Annotated in this window: 21 protein-coding genes; 9 read left to right on the top strand and 12 right to left on the bottom strand. The window is 67.4% G+C overall.

Annotation, left to right across the window (positions count from 1 at the left end; all coding sequences use genetic code 11):
- Window positions 1-164 precede the first annotated feature (164 nt).
- Window positions 165-1,598 carry a type I glutamate--ammonia ligase gene (glnA, locus tag VX037_RS10775; protein ID WP_235722750.1) on the bottom strand — a complete coding sequence of 478 codons (1,434 nt, stop codon included), beginning with the start codon at window positions 1,596-1,598 and terminating at the stop codon, window positions 165-167.
- Between the two features lie 346 nt (window positions 1,599-1,944).
- On the opposite strand from glnA, the gene VX037_RS10780 reads away from it, so the two are divergent.
- Window positions 1,945-2,442: an RDD family protein gene (locus tag VX037_RS10780; protein ID WP_235722751.1), complete on the top strand. Its 498-nt coding sequence runs from the start codon at window positions 1,945-1,947 to the stop codon at window positions 2,440-2,442.
- A gap of 50 nt (window positions 2,443-2,492) precedes the next feature.
- On the opposite strand, the gene VX037_RS10785 is transcribed toward VX037_RS10780, so the two are convergent.
- Window positions 2,493-2,948 carry a TetR/AcrR family transcriptional regulator gene (locus VX037_RS10785; protein ID WP_266060925.1) on the bottom strand — a complete coding sequence of 152 codons (456 nt, stop codon included), beginning with the start codon at window positions 2,946-2,948 and terminating at the stop codon, window positions 2,493-2,495.
- Window positions 2,949-3,089: 141 nt separating this feature from the next.
- On the opposite strand from VX037_RS10785, the gene VX037_RS10790 reads away from it, so the two are divergent.
- Window positions 3,090-3,329, top strand: coding sequence for a hypothetical protein (locus VX037_RS10790; protein WP_266060926.1), 240 nt, complete (start codon window positions 3,090-3,092; stop codon window positions 3,327-3,329).
- A gap of 31 nt (window positions 3,330-3,360) precedes the next feature.
- Here VX037_RS10790 and VX037_RS10795 read toward each other — a convergent pair whose 3' ends face one another.
- The 6 genes from VX037_RS10795 to VX037_RS10820 form a co-directional block, all read right to left on the bottom strand.
- Entirely contained in the window at window positions 3,361-4,101 is a 741-nt protein-coding gene (locus VX037_RS10795) for a DUF4191 domain-containing protein (protein ID WP_235722755.1), read from the bottom strand.
- Between the two features lie 131 nt (window positions 4,102-4,232).
- A complete protein-coding gene (lipA, locus tag VX037_RS10800; RefSeq protein ID WP_442903661.1) occupies window positions 4,233-5,291 on the bottom strand; it encodes a lipoyl synthase in 1,059 nt (352 codons plus the stop codon).
- Window positions 5,292-5,293: 2 nt separating this feature from the next.
- The gene (gene lipB / locus VX037_RS10805) at window positions 5,294-6,019 is read right to left on the bottom strand and encodes a lipoyl(octanoyl) transferase LipB (RefSeq protein WP_287016923.1); all 726 of its coding nucleotides are present in this window, start codon (window positions 6,017-6,019) and stop codon (window positions 5,294-5,296) included.
- Entirely contained in the window at window positions 6,012-6,896 is an 885-nt protein-coding gene (locus tag VX037_RS10810) for a TIGR01777 family oxidoreductase (RefSeq protein WP_287016922.1), read from the bottom strand. The genes lipB and VX037_RS10810 overlap by 8 nt, the downstream gene beginning before the upstream one ends.
- 6 nt (window positions 6,897-6,902) lie before the next feature.
- Window positions 6,903-8,681 carry a 2-oxoglutarate dehydrogenase, E2 component, dihydrolipoamide succinyltransferase gene (gene sucB, locus VX037_RS10815; protein WP_235722758.1) on the bottom strand — a complete coding sequence of 593 codons (1,779 nt, stop codon included), beginning with the start codon at window positions 8,679-8,681 and terminating at the stop codon, window positions 6,903-6,905.
- A gap of 166 nt (window positions 8,682-8,847) precedes the next feature.
- The gene (locus tag VX037_RS10820; RefSeq protein WP_287016921.1) at window positions 8,848-10,368 is read right to left on the bottom strand and encodes a leucyl aminopeptidase; all 1,521 of its coding nucleotides are present in this window, start codon (window positions 10,366-10,368) and stop codon (window positions 8,848-8,850) included.
- Window positions 10,369-10,463: 95 nt separating this feature from the next.
- Here VX037_RS10820 and gcvT point away from each other — a divergent pair, with 95 nt between their 5' ends.
- Together gcvT and VX037_RS10830 are read left to right on the top strand one after the other, a co-directional pair.
- Window positions 10,464-11,573: a glycine cleavage system aminomethyltransferase GcvT gene (gene gcvT, locus VX037_RS10825; protein WP_235722761.1), complete on the top strand. Its 1,110-nt coding sequence runs from the start codon at window positions 10,464-10,466 to the stop codon at window positions 11,571-11,573.
- Window positions 11,574-11,635: 62 nt separating this feature from the next.
- Window positions 11,636-12,742, top strand: coding sequence for a branched-chain amino acid aminotransferase (locus VX037_RS10830; RefSeq protein WP_235722762.1), 1,107 nt, complete (start codon window positions 11,636-11,638; stop codon window positions 12,740-12,742).
- Window positions 12,743-12,763: 21 nt separating this feature from the next.
- On the opposite strand, the gene VX037_RS10835 is transcribed toward VX037_RS10830, so the two are convergent.
- Genes VX037_RS10835 through VX037_RS10845 form a run of 3 tightly spaced genes read right to left on the bottom strand, consistent with a single transcriptional unit; the run spans window position 12,764 to window position 16,115 of the window.
- Window positions 12,764-13,540, bottom strand: coding sequence for an adenosylcobinamide-GDP ribazoletransferase (locus tag VX037_RS10835; RefSeq protein WP_287016920.1), 777 nt, complete (start codon window positions 13,538-13,540; stop codon window positions 12,764-12,766).
- 10 nt (window positions 13,541-13,550) lie between these two features.
- On the bottom strand, window positions 13,551-15,422 hold the full coding sequence (gene cobT, locus VX037_RS10840; protein WP_287016919.1) for a nicotinate-nucleotide--dimethylbenzimidazole phosphoribosyltransferase: 1,872 nt from the start codon (window positions 15,420-15,422) through the stop codon (window positions 13,551-13,553).
- A 3-nt stretch (window positions 15,423-15,425) separates the two neighbouring features.
- A complete protein-coding gene (locus VX037_RS10845) occupies window positions 15,426-16,115 on the bottom strand; it encodes a DUF3043 domain-containing protein (RefSeq protein WP_235722767.1) in 690 nt (229 codons plus the stop codon).
- 103 nt (window positions 16,116-16,218) lie between these two features.
- On the opposite strand from VX037_RS10845, the gene VX037_RS10850 reads away from it, so the two are divergent.
- The 5 genes from VX037_RS10850 (at window position 16,219) to VX037_RS10870 (ending at window position 19,857) form a co-directional block, all read left to right on the top strand.
- A complete protein-coding gene (locus tag VX037_RS10850; RefSeq protein WP_328714174.1) occupies window positions 16,219-17,310 on the top strand; it encodes a glycerate kinase family protein in 1,092 nt (363 codons plus the stop codon).
- A 6-nt stretch (window positions 17,311-17,316) separates the two neighbouring features.
- A complete protein-coding gene (locus tag VX037_RS10855; RefSeq protein ID WP_328714176.1) occupies window positions 17,317-17,859 on the top strand; it encodes an EamA family transporter in 543 nt (180 codons plus the stop codon).
- Window positions 17,826-18,287: an EamA family transporter gene (locus VX037_RS10860; RefSeq protein ID WP_328714178.1), complete on the top strand. Its 462-nt coding sequence runs from the start codon at window positions 17,826-17,828 to the stop codon at window positions 18,285-18,287. The genes VX037_RS10855 and VX037_RS10860 overlap by 34 nt, the downstream gene beginning before the upstream one ends.
- 115 nt (window positions 18,288-18,402) lie before the next feature.
- Window positions 18,403-18,762, top strand: coding sequence for a HesB/IscA family protein (locus VX037_RS10865; protein WP_235722770.1), 360 nt, complete (start codon window positions 18,403-18,405; stop codon window positions 18,760-18,762).
- A 105-nt stretch (window positions 18,763-18,867) separates the two neighbouring features.
- Window positions 18,868-19,857: a carbohydrate kinase family protein gene (locus VX037_RS10870; RefSeq protein WP_235722771.1), complete on the top strand. Its 990-nt coding sequence runs from the start codon at window positions 18,868-18,870 to the stop codon at window positions 19,855-19,857.
- A gap of 171 nt (window positions 19,858-20,028) precedes the next feature.
- On the opposite strand, the gene asnB is transcribed toward VX037_RS10870, so the two are convergent.
- The gene (gene asnB / locus VX037_RS10875; protein WP_328714183.1) at window positions 20,029-21,954 is read right to left on the bottom strand and encodes an asparagine synthase (glutamine-hydrolyzing); all 1,926 of its coding nucleotides are present in this window, start codon (window positions 21,952-21,954) and stop codon (window positions 20,029-20,031) included.
- Between the last annotated feature and the right edge of the window lie 214 nt (window positions 21,955-22,168).

Consider the following 22,168-nt stretch of genomic DNA (forward strand, 5'->3'; position numbering starts at 1 on the left):
CGGCTGACAGCTTTCGCGGGCATTCCTATCTGAGGCATGAGTCGGATTTCGCGGGCAGTTTGACGTGAGGCACTACGTCACGTGAATGTTGAGCTGCGCAGACGGCGAAGGGCGGCCGGGTGATATCCCGGCCGCCCTTCGCGTCAGGCGTGCTGCGCAGGCGCTCAGCAGTCGTAGTAGAGCGAGAACTCGTACGGATGGGGACGGATCTGCACCGGCTCGATCTCGTTCTCACGCTTGAGCGCGATCCAGGTCTCGATCAGGTCCTCGGTGAACACGCCACCGGCGGTGAGGTATTCGTGATCCTCTTCGAGCTTGTCGATGACCGCGGACAGCGAGGTCGGCGCCTGTGGGATGCTCTTGGCCTCCTCTGGCGGGAGCTCGTAGAGGTCCTTGTCGACCGGCTCGTGCGGCTCGATCTTGTTCTTGATGCCGTCGAGGCCGGCCATCATCATCGCCGCGAACGCCAGGTACGGGTTGCCCGAGCTGTCCGGGCAGCGGAACTCGAGGCGCTTGGCCTTCGGGTTGTTGCCGGTGATCGGGATACGCACGCAGGCGCTGCGGTTGCGCTGGCTGTAGACCAGGTTGATCGGGGCTTCGTAACCCGGGACCAGGCGCTTGTAGGAGTTCACCGTCGGGTTGGTGAAGGCCAGCAGCGACGGCGCGTGGTGCAGGATGCCGCCGATGTAGTAGCGCGCCAGATCCGACAGACCCGCGTAGCCGGCCTCGTCGTGGAACAGCGGCTTGCCGTCCTTCCACAGCGACTGGTGGGCGTGCATGCCCGAGCCGTTGTCGCCGAAGAGCGGCTTCGGCATGAAGGTGACTGTCTTGCCGTTCGCGTACGCGGTGTTCTTGATGATGTACTTGAACAGCAACACGTCGTCGGCCGCGTGCAGCAGGGTGTTGAACTTGTAGTTGATCTCCGCCTGGCCGCCGGTGCCGACCTCGTGGTGGCCGCGTTCGAGCTCGAAACCGGCGTTCTGCAGGTTGGTCGACATCTCGTCGCGCAGATCCACGTAGTGGTCGTACGGCGCGACCGGGAAGTAGCCACCCTTCGGGCGGACCTTGTAGCCGAGGTTCGGGCTGCCGTCCGGGTCGGTCGGCGAGGCGGTGTTCCACCAGCCCGATTCCGACTCGACCTCGTAGAAGGTGCCGTTCATCTCCGATCCGAAGGAGACGCCGTCGAAGATGTAGAACTCGGCCTCGGCGCCGAAGAAGCAGGTGTCGGCGATGCCGGTGGAGGCCAGGTAGTCCTCGGCCTTGCGGGCGACGTTGCGCGGGTCGCGGCTGTAGGCCTCACGGGTGAAGGGGTCGTGGACGAAGAAGCTGATGTTCATCGTCTTGGCCTTGCGGAACGGATCGATCCGCGCAGTGGCCGGGTCGGGTAGCAGCATCATGTCCGACTCGTCGATCGACTGGAAGCCGCGAACCGACGAGCCGTCGAAGGCGAGGCCGTCCTCGAACACGTCCTCGGTGAACGCCGAGGCCGGGATCGAGAAGTGCTGCATCACACCGGGCAGGTCGCAGAAGCGGATGTCGACGTACTCGACACCTTCTTTCTTGATGCCCTCGAGTAGTTCTTCTTTGCTGCTGTACACCGTGCGGTGACTCCTTAACTTGTTCGGGTGGCCAGCGACCTGGCCCGACTCAATCCGCCGCACCACGAGATGCAGCGCCGGATCTCAGCTGGAACCGTATGGACGCGAGGTTGCCTAGCCGTCAAGGGCATGTTTCTCCTGTGTTACACGCCCTTGATGCCTCGACAACACGGGTGTCCCGCATCGCAACAATGCCATGCCCGTCCCCGACGCACCACGCAACTCCCCGAATCGTCGCGAACGGTCGTCGGGGAGGTCGGCACACACGGGCCGATACCATGGAGAACATGCGCGTACCGACTCCGTCCGATCATTCGCCCACGCCCGGTGTGGGGGAGTGGTTCTGATGGGCCGCGCAACGGGAACGTGGCTGTCGGGACCACAGATCGGTCCGGGCGGCGGTGGCGACTACCGCGGGCAGGATTTGGGCCTACCGGAGTCGGGACCCGGATCCCTGGCCGGTGGCTGGCTGCGGACCCTGGGACTCGGAGTGGATTGGATTCTGGCCGGTGGGGTTTCACTGCTGTTCGTCTCGTTCGACTCGCCGAATCTGGGCACGACGGTGTTGTTCGTGTGGTTCGTGCTGGGAGTGGTGTCGCTGACGCTGTTCGGCTTCACTCCAGGGCAGTTCGCTGTCGGCCTTCGGGTGGCGCGCGTCGACTACGGACCCGATCGGACCGAGGCGGAGGTGACCGGCGAGGTCCCGGTTGCCGCGGTCGGCATCCTGCGAGCTCTCGGTCGGCAGGTGCTGATCGTGTTCCTGGTGCCGGCGCTGATCAACGACTACAACGGGCGTGCTCTGCACGATCGCGCCACCGGCACGGCATTGGTCCGGAGCCGATGAGCCAGGTGATGGGCGCCGGTGCCACCTCGTAAAAGGCCACCGGCCGCCCGTCAGAAGGCCGCGCCCAAGCGCGCGAGCACCTCTCGCGACTCCGCCGCCGACTCGGCGTCGGTGACCGTCAGGACCGAGGCCCGCCACGTCGCGGCGAGGACTCGGCCGGTGCTCGTTCCGCCACGCGTGATGTCGGACAGGAACTCCGCCACGCGGTCTTCGTCGGCGTAGGGCGCCGCTTCGCCGAGAATGCGCGTGAACTCGTTGTCGACGGCGAAGTCGAACCCGACCACGAGCGCCTGTCGTAGCCGGAACGAGTCCCGACCGGCCGCCGCGCCCGTCATGCGGTCCAGCAGTCGTTGCTCGACATCGGTGCGCACCACCCGGTAGAGGCCGAGCTTGTTCTGGAAATGGTGATACAGGGCCCCCGTGGTGACGTCGGCGGCCCCGGCGAGATCACCCACGGTGACCTCTGCATACGGTCGGGCGCCGAACAGTTCGACCGCAGACAGCACCAATCGGCCCTTGGCCGAGGTCGATACCGGAAACCACTATGAAGCTGGAATTCTTACTGGCTCCGACCCGCGACCTACAGGCCTCGCTGAGCCGGTATCGCGACGGATCGGGCTTCGTCGAAAAAGTGGCGAGAAGGCGATATGACTGTGACGCTCGCGCTGCCCGATTCCGATGTCGGGATCATGCTGGACGCAGCCGACCCGGATGCCCCGAGCGGTCCGGTGTTCGCAATCGACAGCGTCGCCGCTTTTCACGCCGACCGGCCGAGTGAACTCGGCGTCGTCGCGGAGCCGTCGGAGATCCCGGACGGTTCGATCGCCGCCTACAGCGACCCGGGCGGTTTCGTCTTCTACGTGTTGGATCAGGCACAGGCCACGTGACGGCGCGTGGGTGACCGCACGCCCCCGCGGATCAGCCCTTACGCCGCGCGGTGCGCTGCATCCCGCGGACCTTTGCGTTGCCGGGCATCGGGCCCTTGGGCATGCCCGGCCCCTGCGGATTGCGTCCGCCCAGCGCCGACAACCGACCCTCGAGGGTCTCCATCCGCTTGCCGTCGATGTTCTTGGGCAGCTTGTTGATGTGGCGCTCGAGCTTGTTCAGCGGGATCTGCCCGTCGTCGTTGCCCACCACGATCTCGTAGATAGGGGTGTCGCCGACGACCCGCGCGGCCTTCTTCTTCTCTTGGGCGAGCAGGGGTTTGACGCGGGCGGCCGAACCCTCGCCGACGAGGATGACACCCGGCTTGCCGATGACCCGATGGACGGCGTCGAGATGGGCGTTGCCCGAGACGGCCTGCTTCACCCGCCATTGGCCGCGCATGTTGCCCAACGCCCATCCGGCGGCTCCCGGCTGGCCTTCGGCCCGGGTGTAGACGGTGCGCTGCACGCGACGGCCGAAGAGGATGAACGCGGCGAGCAGGCCCAGGACGATACCGAGGGGCAACAGCAACCACACCGAACCGAACAGCAGGCCGAGCCCGACGAAAATGGCGACGATGAGCACGAACAGGCCGACCATGTACGGGATCAGCCGCTTGTCTTCCTTCCGCTGCATCTGGAAGGCCTGCCACAGTTGCTGGCGACGTTCCTTCGACGCCTGCTTCCGAGCCTTCTTCGCCGCGGCTTTCGCCTCTTTGTCTTGCGCCTTTGCCATGGAGCCCAGTTTACGGCGCCACGCCACCACCCCTCGCAAGGGTTCCTCCGCACGTGGTACGCAGGTCCTCCGGACGCGCGCGGAGGCGGAGATGGCCGAGGGGCGAACCCAGGGGTCGGTGTCGAGCCCGGTTACCTGCCGGCGAGGCGGGTGAGGAGGCTGGATGCCTCCTGGCTGGCCGAACCCTCGTCGGCCAGGTGCACCAGCGCGGGGGACAGGTCACGGCCGCGATGTGCCATGGCCTGCGCGTAGAGCCGTCCCGCGCGGTAGGACGAGCGGACCAGTGGTCCGGCCATCACCCCGGCGAAGCCGACCTCGGTCGCGAACTCGGAGTGGTCGACGAACTCCTCGGGCTTGACCCACCGCTCGACCGGGTGGTGCCGCGGCGAGGGGCGCAGGTACTGGGTGATGGTGAGGATGTCGCAACCGGCCTCGTGCAGGTCGACGATGGCCGACTGCACCTCTTCTGGCGTCTCGCCCATCCCGAGGATCAGGTTGGATTTGGTGACCAGTCCGAAGTCGCGGGCCTGGGTGAGCACGTCGAGCGACCGCTCGTACCGAAACGCCGGTCGGATGCGCTTGAAGATGCGCGGCACGGTCTCCAGGTTGTGCGCCAGGACCTCGGGACGGGCCTCGAACACCTCGGCCAGCAGATCGGGTTTGGCGTGGAAGTCGGGGATCAGGTTCTCCACACCGGTGCCCGGGTTGAGACGGTGGATGGCCCGTACGGTCTCGGCGTAGAGCCACGCGCCCTCGTCGGGCAGGTCGTCGCGGGCGACACCGGTGATGGTGGAGTAGCGCAGACCCATCGCCTGGACGCTCTCGGCGACGCGACGCGGTTCGTCGCGGTCGAGTTCGGCGGGTTTGCCGGTGTCGATCTGGCAGAAGTCGCAGCGACGCGTGCACTGTTCACCGCCGATGAGGAAGGTGGCCTCGCGGTCCTCCCAGCACTCGTAGATGTTGGGACAGCCGGCCTCTTCGCAGACGGTATGCAGGCCTTCGCGTTTCACCAAGCCCTTGAGTTCGGTGTACTCGGGCCCCATGGTTGCGCGGGTCTTGATCCAGTTCGGCTTGCGCTCGATGGGGGTCTGCGCGTTGCGCACCTCGAGGCGGAGCAGTTTGCGGCCGGCCGGCTCGGGGGTGGCCGAGGAACCGTTGGCGGCGGTCGTGTGGTCGGTGGATGAGGACACAGTCACTGCTCCGATGCTACGCCCGTGGTGCTCAGGGCATCCGGGGCGCGATGGTCGTGGTCGAGTGCGTTGGTGATGGCCGCGGCGACAGGATCTATGAACGCGTCGAGGCCCAGTGGTCTGCCGAGTTCGCGGGCCAGCGAGGTGACGCCGGCGTCGGCGATGCCGCACGGGACGATCGCGTCGAAGGCGGACATGTCGGGATCGACGTTGAGTGCGACGCCGTGCAATGCGACGCCGCGGGCGACGCGGATGCCGATCTGACCGAGTTTGCGTTCGTCGGCCTTCGTGACGCTCGCAGGCGTGTCGACAACCCACACACCTGACCGACCCTCGACGCGGGTCGTCGCGACACCGAGATCTGCGCAGACGGTGATCAGTGCTTCTTCCAGGCGACGGACGTACTCGACCACATCGAGGGGTTCCGCGAGCTTCACGATGGGGTAGCCGACCAATTGCCCCGGCCCATGCCAGGTGATGCGGCCACCCCGGTCGACGTCGATGACCGGCGATCCGTCGGTCGGTCGGTCGCCGTCCTCTGTTCGTTTGCCCGCGGTATAGATCGAGGCGTGCTCGAGCAGCAACAACACGTCGTGGTCGAGGACTCCGTCGGCACGGTCACCGGCCAGTTGATGCTGCAGGTCGTACGCGGTGCGGTAGTCGACGAGGCCGTCGAGTAGTCGGACCTCGATCGGATCGCTCGAGGCGCGGATCGAACCCTCACGCATTGACGTATCCGAGTGCGGTGTCGATGTCGGGATGGCGGAATGAGAATCCATGTTCGGTGAGCACGTCAGGTGCAACGCGCTGACTGAACAGAATCATTTCCTCGGCCATCTCGCCGCCCACCGCCTTCGCCGCGAAGGCAGGCACCTTCAGGACTGTCGGACGATGCATCGAGCGGCCCACGGCCGAGGCGAACTCACCGAACGGCAGCGCACCCGGGGCGCACAGGTTCACCGGACCGCTGATCGAGGATTCGAGCAGGAACGCGATCGCGCGTACCTCGTCGGGCAAGGTGATCCAGGAGAAGTACTGCTCACCGCTGCCGATCGGACCGCCGAGGCCGAACCAGAATATCGGCCGCAGCCGACCCAAGAGACCGCCCTGGCGCGAGAGCACCGGTGCCGTCCGCAGCAGCACCACGCGGGTACTGCTGCCGGCGTTGGCCGTCGCCGCGTGTTCCCAGTCGGTGACCAGGCCGGCGAGGAATCCGCCACCGGCGCCGTCGGCCTCGGTGGCCACGTGACTGCCGGTGTTGCCATAGAACCCGGTCGCCGAAGCGCTGAGAAAGGTGGGCACGCCTGCGGCGGCCACTGCTTCGGCCAGCACCTCGGTGGGCGTGATCCGGGAATCCCGCAACTCCTGCTTGAACCGCCCACTCCAACGCTGGTTACCGACCCCGACACCGCCGAGGCCGATCACCGCGTCGACGCCATTGAGACTCTCCGCAGGGACCCCGAAAGTTTCAGGGTCCCAGCTGAACTCGTCGTCATCGAGTGCCTCGCGTCGCACCAGTCGGACCACCGTGTGGCCGGCCTCGCGCAGTGCGGCGACCACCGCGGTGCCGATCAGGCCCTGCGAGCCGGCGACGGCGACGCGCATCTCGCCCTAGAGTCCCAGATCAGCCGCGAAGCCGCCCTGCTCGAGCCGCTTCTTGATCGTCGTCAGGAAGCGGCCGGCGTCGGCGCCGTCGATCAGACGGTGATCGTAGGTCAACGGCAGGTAGGACATCGAACGCACCGCGATCGACTCCGAGGCGTCGTCGCCGGTGATCACGACCGGACGCTTAACGATCGCACCGGTGCCGAGCATCGCCGCCTGCGGCGGGACCAGGATCGGCGTGTCGAACAGTGCGCCCTGGCTGCCGATGTTGGTGATGGTGAACGTGCCGCCGGCCAACTCGTCGGGCTTCAGGCCGCCGGCGCCCTTGCGGGCGCGGGCCGCGATGTCGGCGATGGCGCGGGCCAACCCGGCGATCGACAGGTCGTCGGCGTTGTGAATGACCGGCGACAGCAACCCCTGCTCGGTGTCCACGGCGATGCCGAGATGCACCTTGTCGTAGTAGGTGATCTCCTTGCGGTCCTCGTCGATCGACGCGTTGACATTCGGATGCGCCTTGAGCGCCTCGACGACGGCCTTGGCGATGAACGGCAAGAAGGTGAGATTCACACCCTCGGAGGCCTTGAAGGATTCCTTGGCCTGCTTGCGCAGCGACACGATCTTGGTCATGTCCACCTCGAAGACCTGCGTCAGCTGCGCGCTGGTCTGCAGCGATTCGCGGGTCTTCTTCGCGGTGATCTGACGGATGCGGTTGATCTTCTGCGTGGTCCCGCGCAGTTCGGCCAACTCCGGCTTGATCTCCGGGGCCGACGACGCCGGCGCCGATGGCGCGGACGCGGCCGGTGACGCCGCCGGTGCCGGCTCGGGAGCCTTCGCCGACTCAGCCGCCGCGAGCACATCCTGCTTGCGGATGCGACCGCCGACGCCGGTGCCCTTGATGGAATTCAGGTCGATGTCGTTCTCGGCAGCCAGTTTCCGGACGAGGGGCGTGACATACGGTGTCGACGACATCGTCTCCGGATCGGCCTTCGACACCGTGACGGTGTCGGACTCGGCGGCCGGGGCCGACTTCTCTTCGGGGGCCGGCTTCGCCTCAGATTTCGCGGGTTCCGGTTCCGGCTCCGGCTCGGGCTCGGTCTTCGCAGGCTCGGGTTCCGGCTCGGGCTCGGACTTCTGAGTCGGTGCCGCCGACGCGTCGCCGATCACTGCGAGCTTCCCGCCGACCTCGATCACGTCGTCTTCCTGAGCGACGATCTCGAGCAGGGTGCCGGCAATCGGCGCGGGGATCTCGGTGTCGACCTTGTCGGTGGACACCTCGAGCAGCGGCTCGTCGGCCTCCACGCTGTCGCCGACGGACTTGAGCCAATTGGTGACGGTGCCCTCGGTGACGGACTCGCCGAGTTCGGGCATCACCACATCGGTGCCCTCGGCCGACCCGCCGCCCTGGGTGGACTCCGCGGACGGCTTCTCGGCAGGCGCCTCGGCCTCGGTGGAGGGGGCCTCGTCGGCCTGCTCGGGTTCACCGGCGTCGGTCGGCTCGTCGCCACCCGCCGAGTCGTCACCGCTCGAGTCGTCACCGGCCTGCTCATCGGCGTCGCCGATGAGGGCGAGTTCCCCGCCGACCTCCACCACATCATCTTCTTGCGCGATGATCTTGGTGAGCACACCCGAAGTAGGCGCAGGGATCTCGGTGTCGACCTTGTCAGTGGAGACCTCGAGCAGTGGTTCGTCGGCCTCGACCGTGTCGCCCTCCTCCTTCAGCCACCGGGTCACTGTTCCCTCGGTGACGCTTTCACCCAGGGCGGGCATTTCGACGGAGAAGGCCATCGTTGTTGACTCCTGAACTCGAGGTGTTGTCGTTGGTCTGCGCGCCGCGGTGTGTGCGCCGTCGGTGCACCGAGACGGGCTGAGGCGGGTGAGCCGACCGTCCCCGATCACCCTACCCAAATCGCGTCACACAGATGTGGTGTGGCCGGACTTGTCTGTGCGGCGGTCAGCCGTCGGCCGCGATGTCCTCGAGGACGCGCGCGATGGTCCGGACGGGAACGCCGGTGCCGCCCTTGGGGGTGTAGCCCCACGCGCCGCCGGTGTTGAATGCCGGTCCGGCGATGTCGATATGCGCCCACGCAACCGACTCCGGCACGAATTCTTTGAGGAAGATGCCGGCCGCGAGCATCCCGCCGTTGCGATGATTGGTCACGTTGGCGAGGTCGGCGACCCGTGATTTGAGGTCGGCGCGGAGCTCGGTGGGCAGGGGCATCGCCCAGGCGTTCTCGCCGACCTCCCGCGACAGCGCGGCAACCCGATCGCGGAACTCGTCGGTGCCCATGACCCCCGGCGTACGCGCGCCGAGCGCCACCATCTGGGCGCCGGTGAGGGTGGCGGTGTCGATGAGGTAATCCGGTTCGTCCTCGCACGCGCGGACGATGGCGTCGGCGAGGATCAGCCGGCCTTCGGCGTCGGTGTTGAGGACCTCGACGGTGGTGCCGCCGTACTGGGTCAGGACGTCGCCGGGGCGCTGGGCGGTCGACGAGGGCATGTTCTCGGCCATGGGCACCGTGGCGGTGACCGACACGTCGAGGTCGAGTCGTGCGGCCAGGATCGTCGCGGCGATGACGGCGGCCGCGCCCCCCATGTCCGAGGTCATCGCATCCATGTTGGCGGCGGGCTTGATCGAGATGCCGCCGGTGTCGAAGGTGATCCCCTTGCCGACCAGGGCCACCTTCTTGGCGCCCTTCTTGCCGGCGTGGCTGAGTCGGACAAGCCGCGGCAGGCGCGAGGAACCCTTGCCGACACCGATGATGCCGCCGTAGCCGGCCTTCTCCAGCGCGGTGTCGTCGAGCACCTCCACCTTGAGTCCGACCGAACTGCCCAGGCGGCGGGCCCGCTCGGCGAACTCCTCGGGGTAGAGGTGGCTGGGCGGGGTATTGACGAAGTCTCGTGCGATCGCCACGGCGTCGGCCACCGCGGCGGCGTGCTCGAGGTCAGACTTGGTCGCCTTGTCCTTGTCGTCGCTGAGCAGCGTGATGCGTGTCGGGGGTGTCTTCTTGGGCTGGGTCTTGTCGGACCGGAAGGTGTCGAAACGGTAGGCGCCCAGGAAGAGTCCCTCGGCGACGGGTTGCAGCTGCAGCGTCGACAACGTGGTGGCGACGGTGCCGACCCCGTCGAGTTCGCGGATCACCACGCCCGCGGCCTGACGCAGCCGTTCAGCATCGTCGACGTCGGCGGATTCGCCGAGCCCCACCGCAACCACCAGGTCCACCGGCAGTCCGTCCGGTGCGGGGAGACGGGTGACCTCCCCATGCGCACCGGTCGCTCCGAGTCGGCCGACCGCCGTGGCGATCGCGTCGGCCTGCGCGTCGTCGAGGATGCCGTCGCCGATGACCAGGGTCGGTTCGGTGTCGGTGTCGGGCTTGATGAGACCGATCACCAAAGCGTCATCCGACTTGCCGAGAGAGGTTGCCACTGCCAGTTCCGGGCCGCGCACGCGGTCGATGCTGTCGTTCTTGCTCACGGCGTCAACTCTAGTCACGTCGACTCGGGTCACGCGGAGTCCGGCGACGTCGATGTCGACGCGGTTGTCGCCGCGAGGACCCTAAGGTTGTCGGTATGACCGAACTTCTCGCCGGACCGATCGCCGACCGTCACACTGCCCTCGGTGCCACTTTCGCGGCCTTCGGTGGCTGGCACATGCCGGTGTCCTACGCGGGCACCGTCGCCGAGCACACAGCCGTACGCGAATCGGTGGGCCTGTTCGACGTGAGTCATCTGGGCAAGGCGGTGGTGGCCGGGCCGGGAGCGGCGGAACACGTCAACCGGGTACTCACCAACGACCTCGCCAAGATTGGTCCCGGAAAAGCTCAATATACGTTGTGCTGCAACGACTCCGGTGGAGTCGTCGACGACATGATCGCCTACCTCGTCAGCGACGACGAGGTGTTTCTGATCCCGAATGCGGCGAATACCGCGGCGGTGGTCGCGCAACTCTCGGACGCGGCGCCCGCCGGGGTGACGATCACCGATCAGCACCGCGACTTCGGGGTGTTCGCAGTGCAGGGCCCGAAGTCTCCGGATGCGGTGGCCGAGCTGGGGCTGCCCACGGAGATGGAATACATGGCGTTTGCCGACGCGGAACTGTCCACCCCCGACGGCGCGGTGCCGGTACGGGTATGTCGCTCCGGCTACACCGGGGAACGCGGCTTCGAGATACTGCCGCGGTGGACCGATGCCGGCCCGGTGTTCGACGCGTTGCTGACGGTGGTGCAGCGACTCGGTGGATCGCCGGCCGGGCTGGGTGCTCGGGACACCCTGCGCACCGAGATGGGCTACGCCTTGCACGGTCACGAACTGAGCCCGGAGATCAGCCCGGTCCAGGCGCGGACCGGGTGGGCGGTCGGTTGGACGAAGCCGGAGTTCGTCGGGCGTGAGGCGCTCAGTGCCGAGAAGGCGGCCGGACCGGCGCGACGTCTGTACGGACTCAAGGCGACCGGCCGGGGAGTACCGCGCGCCGACTGCCGTGTTCTGGCCGAATCCGGCGGTGCCGACATCGGCGTCTGCACCTCCGGGACGTTCTCACCGACCCTCAAGCAGGGCATCGCGTTGGCCCTGTTGGCCACCGATTCCGGGGTGGGCAAGGGCGATCAGGTGGTGGTCGACGTCCGGGGCCGCGACCTGGCATGTGAAGTCGTCATCCCACCGTTCGTCACCTCGCACGTCTGAGGCGCGGCGTCGCCGTTGACGGCCGCGGTAATCCGTTTGCCGCCCGGCGGTACGATTGGCCAATGACCTTGCAGTTCACGCGTACCGAACATCCCCACCCGGTGTCGGAGAACCGTCGTGCGGAGATCCTCACCGCACCCGGTTTCGGCAAGTACTTCACCGACAACATGGTGATGGTCGACTACGACGTGGACCGCGGATGGCACAACGCGCAGGTGCGCCCGTACGGGCCGATCGCGCTCGACCCGTCGGCCATGGTGCTGCACTACGGCCAGGAGGTGTTCGAGGGGCTCAAGGCCTACCGGCAGCCCGACGGGTCCATCGCGGCCTTCCGGCCGGAGTCCAACGGACTGCGCCTGCAGCGTTCGGCCGAGCGGCTGGCGATGCCGCCGCTGCCGGTGGACGACTTCATCGCCTCCCTGCGTGTGCTGCTCGACGCCGACAACGAGTGGGTGCCCGCCGCCGGCGGCGAGGAAGCGCTCTACCTGCGCCCGTTCATGTTCGCCTCGCAGGCCGGTCTCGGTGTCAACGCACCGTCGGCGCAGTACATCTACTCCGTGATCGCCTCTCCGGCCGGCTCGTACTTCACCGGCGGTATCAAGCCGGTCAGTGTCTGGCTGTCCACCGAGTACGTGCGGGCTGCGCCCGGCGGCACCGGATTCGCCAAATGTGGCGGCAACTACGCCGCCGCATTCCTGGCGCAGGCGCAGGCAACCGCGCACGGCTGCGATCAGGTCGTCTGGCTCGACGCGGTGGAACGTCGCTACATCGAGGAGATGGGCGGCATGAACCTGTTCTTCGTCTTCGGATCCGGGGCCGACGCCCGCCTGGTGACGCCCGAACTGACGGGGTCGTTACTGCCGGGAATCACCCGGGATTCGTTGTTGCAGTTGGCCACCGACGCCGGCTTCACCGTCGAGGAACGTCGCATCAGCACCGAGGAGCTGCGCAAGGGAGTCGCCTCCGGCGACATCACCGAGGTCTTCGCATGCGGCACCGCGGCCGTTATCACGCCGGTCGGCCGGGTGAAGGGCGACACCGAGGACTACCTGATCGGCGACGGCGCGGCCGGCGAGGTCACCCAGGCGTTACGCGACACACTGACCGGCATCCAGCGGGGCACCTTCGCCGACACCCACGGCTGGATGACGGAGTTGTATCGCCGCTGAGTCGGTGCCCGGTGGTCGGTCTCAGATGAGTAGGCCGATCACCGCGATCGCCACGCCCACCTCGGTTCCCGCCCCGAGGACGTCACCGTTGATACCGCCGATCCGGCGGGCGCAGTGGGCGGTACCGAACCAGCCGAACGTCACCACCACTGCGACGACGGCCACTGCCCAGCCCGCCGCCGGGAAGTCGAGACCATCGGCCTGCCATCCGACGCCGATGGCGCCCACCACTGCTGCGGCCGCCCACACGGCGATCGACATTCGCTGCGTGCCGGCGACCAGGGCACCGAACCCTTCGGCACGCGCCGGGTGCAGTCCGCGGCGTGCACCGATGACGGCGACCAGTCGACCCAGCGCAATCGCGTAGGCCAGTTCATACCAACGGTGCTGGTCGGTCAGCGCGCCGAACCCGACCGCCTGAATCGCGAGCACCACGACGATCGACGCCACGCCGAACGGCCCCGAAGACCCGCTCCTCATCACCTCGACGACGCGGTCGGGCGGCCCGTAGCAGCCGAGCCCGTCTGCGGTGTCGGCGAGGCCGTCGATGTGCATCCCCCTGGTGAGCAGCGCCAACGCCGCCACGATCAGGAGCCCGATCAGCGCGGTGGGTAACTCGGTGAACGACAGCGCCGCGGCGAACGCGGCACCGAGTGCGCCCAGGGTGACCCCGACCACCGGCACCGCGGCCATCACCGCAGCCCCCACCCGTCGGTCCATCGCCACCGCGGGCTGAGGAAGTGGGACGACGGTGAGCCAGCTCAGCGCGACGTAAACAGCCCGGACCGGGGACGGCATGATCGCCCGGTCAGCGGGTCACGGCGACTGCTGTGGGTGACGGCTCGCCGGGCGCTGTCGCAGACGGCGAGTCGGTAACGGTCGGCGACGCGTCGCGATCGCTGACGCCCGCCTCGTCGAAGGTCGCCATCGTGGACAGGATGTCGACTGCCGACGCCACGAGGGGGAGGGCGGCCAGCGCGCCACTGCCCTCGCCCAGGCGCATGGACAGGTCCAGCACGGGTTCGAGGTCGAGATGATGCAGCGCGATGGTGTGTGCCGGTTCCACCGAGCGGTGCCCGGCCAACCACCACCGTGATGCGCCCGGGGCGAGTTCGGCAGCCACCATCGCAGCAGCGGTGACGACCATCCCGTCGAGGATGACGGGGGTCCGGCGCACCGCCGCCTGAGCGAGGAATCCGGCCAGCGCGGTGAGGTCGGCTCCGGCCACCGAGGCCAGCAACGACAACGGATCGTGCACATGGCGTCGCGCGCGGCGCATCCCGTCGCGAATCGCCGCAGTCTTGCGAATCCATCCGGCGTCGTCGATACCGGTGCCCCGTCCCACGATCTCTACGGGTTCACGGCGCGACAGCGTGCCGATCAGCACGGTCGCGGGGGTGGTGTTGCCGATGCCCATCTCGCCGCCGATCAGCAGATCAGCACCCGAATCCACCAGTTCGTCGGCGATCGCCCGTCCGGCCGCGAGGGCCGTGCGGGCCTCGGCGAGAGACAACGCGTCGGTGGTGGTGAGATCGCCGCTGCTGCGGCGCACCTTGAACCGGGACACATCGGGTGCGGTGTCGGCGTCGACGGACATGTCGAACACATGCACCGTGGCGCCGGAACGTCGGGCCAGTACGTTCACGGCCGCGCCGCCACCGGCGATGTTGGCGACCATCTGGGCAGTCACCTCCGGCGGGAAGGCCGAGACCCCGGAACGGGCGACACCGTGGTCGCCGGCGAACACCGCAACCGTCGGCGCGCTGACCGGACGCGGCGGACACACGCCTTGGCACGACGCCAGCCACACCCCGATGTCCTCCATACGGCCCAGCGAGCCGGCCGGTTTGGTCAGGGTGAGATGCCGTTCCCTGGCCGCGCGCGCGATGCCGAGATCCGGAGTGGCCACGGTTTCGAAGACCTCGGCATCGGTGGGGTCGACCGAACTCGACTTCTGTGCTGCCGTCGTGGGATTCGCACCGGGTTCGGCTGGGGTTTCAGGCTTCGTGCGTTCCGGTCGGCCGGGTGCCGGCCGAGGGGCAAGTGGGGAGGGTGGGGAGGAGACGACGGGGGTGACCGGGGTCGGCGCGGCGGCTGCGGCGGTGGCGGGTAACTCGACCACGCGCCCCGCGACGACCAGTACCACCCGATCACACGCGGCGGCGACAGCCTCGTTGAGCGTGCCGAGTTCGTCCTGAAAGCGGCGTCCGGCAGGGGTGGGTGGCACCAGCGACAACCCGGCCTCGGGGCTGATGATCACCAGGTCGCCGGTGAACGACGCGATCGCGGCACACAGCGTGGCGCGCAACTCGGCTAGGTCCACCGGTTCGGGACCCCATCCGCCGAGTGCGTCGAGTTCGGCGGCGAGCCACGTCCCGAGGTCGTCGATCAGCGTCGGGGTGTGCGGGTCGGATCGCAGCGCGCCGCCGATGTCGATGGTCTCGAGAGTCGTGTACCGCTCATCGCGCCGTTGGCGGTGAGCGGCGACACGTGCCACCCACTCGGCGTCGGTCGATGTGGTGGGACCGGTGGCGAGATATCGGACCTCGGTGTGCGCGCGCAGCAGCGACTCACCGTGCCCGGACTTGCCCGATCGCACCCCACCCAGGACGAGAGTGCGCACGCCGGCGCGAGTGGGCTGCGAGTTCACCTCACCGGTCGACGTCCCCCGTGACACCACCGATCAGACCTCGTCGCCCGGCGACACCTGCGGTTTGGGGGCACGCATCATCCGCAACTGCATGGCACGGGTGAAGGAGTACCAGCCCAGCCGAAAGCCGGTCTGCGAGGAATCGGTGTCGGGATAGCGCTCTCGGACACGGCGGTTCACCAGCCGACCGAGGACCACGGCGTCGATGGCCATGAACAGCACGAACACCAGCAGCACCATGTTGGCGTAGACCGCGAGCTGCGGGACGAACATCACCACGATCAGTGCGATCGCGAACGGCATGAACAGGCCCGCGAAATTGCGGCGGGAGTCGACGATGTCGCGCGCGAAACGGCGCACCGGACCCTTGTCGCGCGGCATCAGGTACCGCTCGTCACCGGCCATCATCTTCTCGCGCTGTTCGTTGCGCTGTGTGCGTCGATCGTCGGCGAGTTTGCGTTTCTCATCCTTCGACAGCGTCGACTTCAGGGCCTTCTTGCGCGCACGTGCTTCCGAGCGGTTGGTGGGCGGCGGTGCCACCGGGCCGCGTCGTCGGCCTTCGGCCTGGCGTCGCGACGGGGTCGCGCGGCCTTTGCCCGGGGTATAGGCGCTGCCTTTGGAGTCGGGTTCTTCGGTGAGGGATGCACCGGCTTCGGTGGCCTCGGACGCCGCATCGTCGGTGCTCGTGGCGGCGTCGTCATCTGACTTCCATGGCAACTTCACACCATCGAGCCTAGGCGATTCCGTGCTGCCGAGGTTTGCCGACCTCCCTATACTTCGTGCGCATGAGAGCACGCCTCGGACAGCAACCGTCTCGGCAGGCGACATGCGCGTACTGATCGCACCGGACTCGTTCGGGGACACGCTGTCGGCGGTGGCGGCGAGCCGGGCCATCGCGCGAGGATGGTCTGCTGCCCGACCGGCCGACGACGTGCGTTGCGCTCCGCAATCCGACGGTGGACCGGGCTTCGTGGACGTCTTGGCCTCGCGTCTGGGGACCATGCGCACCGCGACTGTGGCCGGCCCACTCGGCGCGGCGGTCGATGCCCGGTGGCTGCTCGACGATTCCGAGTCGCGTCCGGTCGCCTACATCGAATGCGCGCAGGCGTGTGGGCTCCATCAACTCGGGGGCCGGCCGACGCCGCGTACCGCGGTGTCAGCAGACACCACCGGGGTCGGCGAACTGATGGTCGAAGCACTCGGCGCGGGCGCGGCGACGATTGTGGTTGGTCTGGGTGGGTCGGCGACCACCGACGGTGGACGCGGGATGATCGACGCGCTCGGCGGTGCTCGGGAGGCGGCGGCGCGATTGGCCGATGTGTCTCTGGTGGCGGCGTCGGACGTGGAGAACCCGTTGCTCGGGCAGTGGGGAGCGGCGTCGGTCTTCGGGCCGCAGAAAGGCGCCGACCCCGCGACAGTCGAGCTCCTCGAACGCCGGATGACCGATCACAACGCGACACTGACCACCATCGCCGGCCGAGATATCTCGGTGGAGGAAGGTGCGGGAGCCGCGGGCGGCCTCGGGGCCGCTCTGCTCGCGCTGGGCGCACGACGGATCTCCGGTGCGACAGTGGTGGCCGACGCGACCGGCCGCGCCGCGGATGTCGAGGCCGCGGGCTTGGTGATCACCGGCGAAGGGAAGTTCGACTCGCAGACGCTGCGCGGCAAGGTGGTCGCCGCCCTCACCGCAGCTGCGACCGCGGCCGGAATTCCGACAGTGGTGTTCGCCGGTCAGGTGACGTTGACGTCGGATGAGATCGCTGCGGCCGGGATCGCCGGTGCGCATGCCATCGTCGACATCGCCGGTTCGGTGGAGGTGGCGATGAACGACGCCGACCATCAGTTGACTCGACTCGCAGAGCAGGTTGCGGCGCAGTGGTCGGAGGGGGATGTCGAACGCGGGTCGCGCGGTGCGTGACCGGCCGTGAGCGGCGATGCGGCCCTCACTGCCTCCGACCGATCCGCGCGGCGCCCGAGCGACCATCTGACCGGCGCCCTCTGCGCCCTCGGTGCCTACGCGCTGTGGGGATTCCTACCGCTGTACTTCGTCCTTCTCGAACCCACCGGACCGTGGGAGGTGGTGGCCTGGCGGATACTGTTGTCGCTGGTCTTCTACGCGGTGGTGGTCCCGCTCTCGGGCGGTTGGCCCCGGCTGCGTGGCATCCTGCGACAGCCACGACTGCTGGGCGCGACCGCGTTGGCCGGGGTGCTGATCTACGTGAACTGGCAGATCTTCGTGATCGCCACCTACACCGGCCACGTGATCCAGATGAGTCTGGGGTACTTCATCAACCCTATCGTGACCGTGATCCTCGGCGTGCTGGTGTTGCGGGAACGGCTGCGGCCGCTGCAGTGGGTCGCGGTGGTACTGGCGGTGGTGGCGACGCTCGTCATCGTGCTGGGTACGGCGCGTTCCCATGGTTGGCCGTGGGCGTGGCGTTCTCGTTCGGGTTCTACGGGTTGGTGAAGAAGACGATCGGCGCAGACGTCGACGTCACCAGTGGACTGACGTGCGAGTCGTTGTGGCTGGCCCCGCTGGCGATCGGACAACTGGTGGTGGTGGCGCTCACCTCCGGCTTGACGTTCGGTTCGGCCGGACCCGGTCATGCGGTCCTGCTTGCCATGGCCGGTGTGGTGACGGCCGCGCCATTGATGTTGTTCGCGGCGGGCGCGCGCCGGGTGCCGCTCGTGGTGCTCGGCATCGCCCAGTTCGTCACCCCGACGATGCAGCTGATGATCGGTGTGGTGATCCTGGACGAGCCCATGCCGCCGGAACGATGGGCCGGGTTCGCGATCGTCTGGATCGCTCTGGTCATCTTCACCACCGACGCGGTCATCGCGAGCCGGAGACGAACCACTGACGGTGTGCCGGGACCGCCGATTCGGCAGGAATAGAGTCGGACGAGGTACCGTTGAAGCGAGCACGTGGCCCAACAGGGGCCGGAGTTGACTTCGGCCCGGTCGGACCCCGACAGCGCAGGACCTCCATCCGAGACATACAGGAGCATCGATGACCGTTCAGAACGAATCCGGAACCGCCACCACGACCGGTGTCCTTCTGACCGACGCAGCTGCCGCCAAGGCGAAAGGCCTGCTCGAGCAGGAAGGTCGGGATGACCTCTCGTTGCGGATCGCCGTTCAGCCGGGCGGGTGCGCGGGACTGCGCTACCAGCTGTTCTTCGACGACCGCAGCCTCGACGGTGACCTCACCGACGATTTCGGCGGCGTCACCCTGGCGGTGGACCGCATGAGCGCACCCTATGTGGGTGGCGCCACCATCGACTTCGTCGACACCATTGAGAAGCAGGGATTCACCATCGACAACCCGAACGCGACCGGCAGCTGCGCCTGCGGCGACTCGTTCAACTGATCGACCGAACCTTTCACACATCGACCGCATCTCCGGCCGCACGGGGGTGCGGTCGATGTCGTCTGCGCGGCTGGGTAGCGTGGACTGCTGTCCAACTCCTGCGGAATGAAGGGCCTTCCACACGTGGCAACCGTTGTCTGTGGCTCCATCGCGACCGATCATCTGATGACCTTCCCCGGAAAGTTCTCTGAGCAACTCGTCGGCGATCACCTCGAGCACATCTCGCTGAGCTTCCTGGTGGAAGACCTGGTCGTGCGACGTGGCGGGGTGGGCGGCAACATCGCGTTCGCGATGGGTGTGCTCGGCGGTGACCCACAACTGGTGGGTGCGGTCGGCGCCGACTTCCACGACTACCGTCAGTGGCTCGAAGCGCACGGGGTCGATTGTTCGTCGGTACGGATCTCCGACACCCAGCACACGGCGCGGTTCATGTGCACCACCGACCAGGCGATGGCGCAGCTGGCCAGTTTCTACCCGGGTGCGATGAGTGAGGCGCGCGAGATCTCGCTGGCCGGGGTCTTCGAACGGACCGGTACTCCGGAACTCGTGTTGATCGGCGCCGATGATCCCGAGGCGATGATTCGGCACACCGAGGAGTGCCGACGGCTCGGCGTCCCGTTCGCTGCCGACCCCTCACAGCAACTCGCCCGGCTCGACGGCGAGCAGGCCCGCGCACTGATAGACGGCGCAACGTACCTGTTCACCAACGAATACGAATGGGGTCTGCTGCGGCAGAAGACCGGCCTGTCGGAGGCCGATGTCGCCGAGATGGTCGGTGTGCGGATCACCACGCTCGGCAAGGACGGGGTCGAGATCGTGGAGAAGGACGGCACCAGGACACACGTCTCGGTTGTGCCGGAGACCGAGAAGGTGGACCCGACCGGTGTCGGCGACGGCTTCCGGGCCGGTTTCCTCACCGCCCTCGACAAAGGCCTCGGCTTCGAACGTTCCGCGCAGATCGGTTCGATGATCGCCGTGTTGGTGCTCGAGACCGTCTCCACCCAGGACTGGACCTGGGATCGCGACCTCGCGCTCAAGCGCATCGGCGAGGCCTACGGCGACCCGGCCGCCGACGAGATCGCCGCCGCACTCTAGCTCCCTGACGCGCCCAGCACAGTAGCCGACAGAACCCACAAAATCGCCGACAGAACCCAGCCGCACGCGTGCGAGTGATTCTTTCGACGGAAATCTGGGTTCTGTCGGCGATAATCTGGGTTCTGTCGGCGATTTTGTGGGTTCTGTCGGCGCGAAAAGGGACTCGACCCGCTACAACCGCACCGGGTAGTGGTGATCAGTGATGTCGGGGACGATCGACTTCTCGACAAAGATCCCGTGCCAGACCATGAACATCAACAGCGTCCACAGCCGGCGACTGTTGTCCACGACTCCGTTGCGGTGCTCGTTGAGCATCTCGACCACGACGTTCTTGTTGAGGATGTGGTCGGTCTGCGAATGCTCGATGACCTCGTGCGCCCAGTCGAACATCTCGGTGCCGGCCAGCCAGTGGCGGATGGGCACCGGAAAGCCCAATTTCTTGCGGTGCAGCACATGGGGCGGAACGATCTGTTCGAGGGCCTGCCGAAGGGCGTACTTCGTGGTGCCATGGGCGATCTTCTCGTCGAAGGGGAGTGCCTCTGCGACGCGGAACACCTCGGGATCGAGGAACGGCACGCGCAGTTCCAGTGAATTGGCCATCGTCATCTTGTCGGCCTTCACCAGGATGTCGCCGCGCAACCAGGTGAACAGGTCGACGTGTTGCATGCGGGCGACGGGGTCGAGGTCGGTCGACATCGCGTAGATGGGCGCGGTGACGTCGGTATGGGTCCACTCCGGACGGTAGTCGCGGAGCACCGCGCGCAGTCGCGCATCGTCGAAGCTGCGGGCGTTGCCGTAGTAGCGCTCCTCGAGCGTCAGTGAGCCGCGGTGCAGCAGGCTCTTGCCGCGGGTCCCCTCCGGAATCCGGTCGGACACCCGCCCCGCGAGCCGGCGCAACGCGCCCGGCAGCCGGTCGAACGCACTCAGTGACAGCGGCTCCTTGTAGATCGTGTAGCCGCCGAACAACTCATCGGCGCCCTCACCGGAGAGCACCACCTTCACATGCTTGCGGGCCTCCCGGGCGACGAAGTAGAGCGGCACGAGGGCCGGGTCGGCGACCGGGTCGTCGAGGTACCACACGATCTCCGGGATGGCCTCGATGAACTCTCGCGGACTGACGACCTTGACGACGTGTTTGGCGCCGATCGCCTCGGCGGATTCCACCGCCACGTCGATCTCGGAGTATCCGTCGCGCTCGAAGCCGGTGGTGAAGGTGACCAGGTCGGGGTTGTGGCGGATCGCCAGCGCAGCGATCGCGGTGGAGTCGATGCCGCCGGACAGGAATGACCCCACGGTCACGTCGGCGCGCATGTGTTTGGCCACCGAATCGGACAGGACCTCGGCGATTTCGTCGTAGCGTGCCTGGGAGTCCCCGCTGCCGAACGGTCGTACCGGGAAACGGGGTGTGAAGTATCGCTGGATCTGTGGCGCCTGGCCCGGGCGGATGGACGCATGACACCCGGATTCGAGTCGTCGAATCGCCGCATGCAGGGTTTCCGGCTCGGGAACATACTGCAGCACGGTGTAGTGCTCGATGGCCCGAGGATCGAGGTCGTCGCCCAACCCGAGCAACCCGGTCAGCTCGAGCAGGCTCTTCTTCTCGCTGCCGAAAGCGGTACCGCCGGGGCCGGTCGCGATGAACAGTGGCTTGATGCCGAATGGATCGCGAGCGAGGAACAACGAGCGTTGCCGGGTGTCCCAGATCGCGAATGCGAACATGCCACGCAGGCGACGCACCGCGTCCGGTCCCCAGTGATGGAACGCTGCGACGATGGCCTCGCCGTCACCCTCGGTGGCGAACTCGGCGTCGTGATCGCGAGTCAGTTCCGCGCGGATCTCGAGATAGTTGTAGATCTCGCCGTTGAACACGAGTGCGTACCGGTCGGGGTGTTCTGGCGGTCCCCACCGCAGCGGTTGGTGCGAGTGTTCGATGTCGATGATCGACAGCCGGTTGAATCCGAGGACGAGGTCGGCATCATGCCAGGTGCCCGGCTCGTCCGGGCCGCGGTGGCGCATGCAGTGCGACGCGTCCGACACCGATCCGACAGCGTCGGATGCCGAACCGTCCGAGGTCAGCAGACCGAGCAAACCACACACCAGACAGGCCCCATTTCGTCGACGTCGCGATGCTGTTCTGACGCGTCGAGTATGCCTGACGTACGCGCCACGCAAGGCGTACGGTCCGCGGGTCGGTTCAGCGTGGTGCCGTGACGAGGCACGCAGGTAAACCCCAATCACGAAACGTTGCACGGCTTGGTCTACGCTGCGTAGTACTAGGTGCAAGAATTGCCTTGGCGCTGGGTGTGACTTG

This window comes from Gordonia sp. Z-3 (genome assembly GCF_036233855.1).
GTDB lineage: Bacteria > Actinomycetota > Actinomycetes > Mycobacteriales > Mycobacteriaceae > Gordonia > Gordonia tangerina.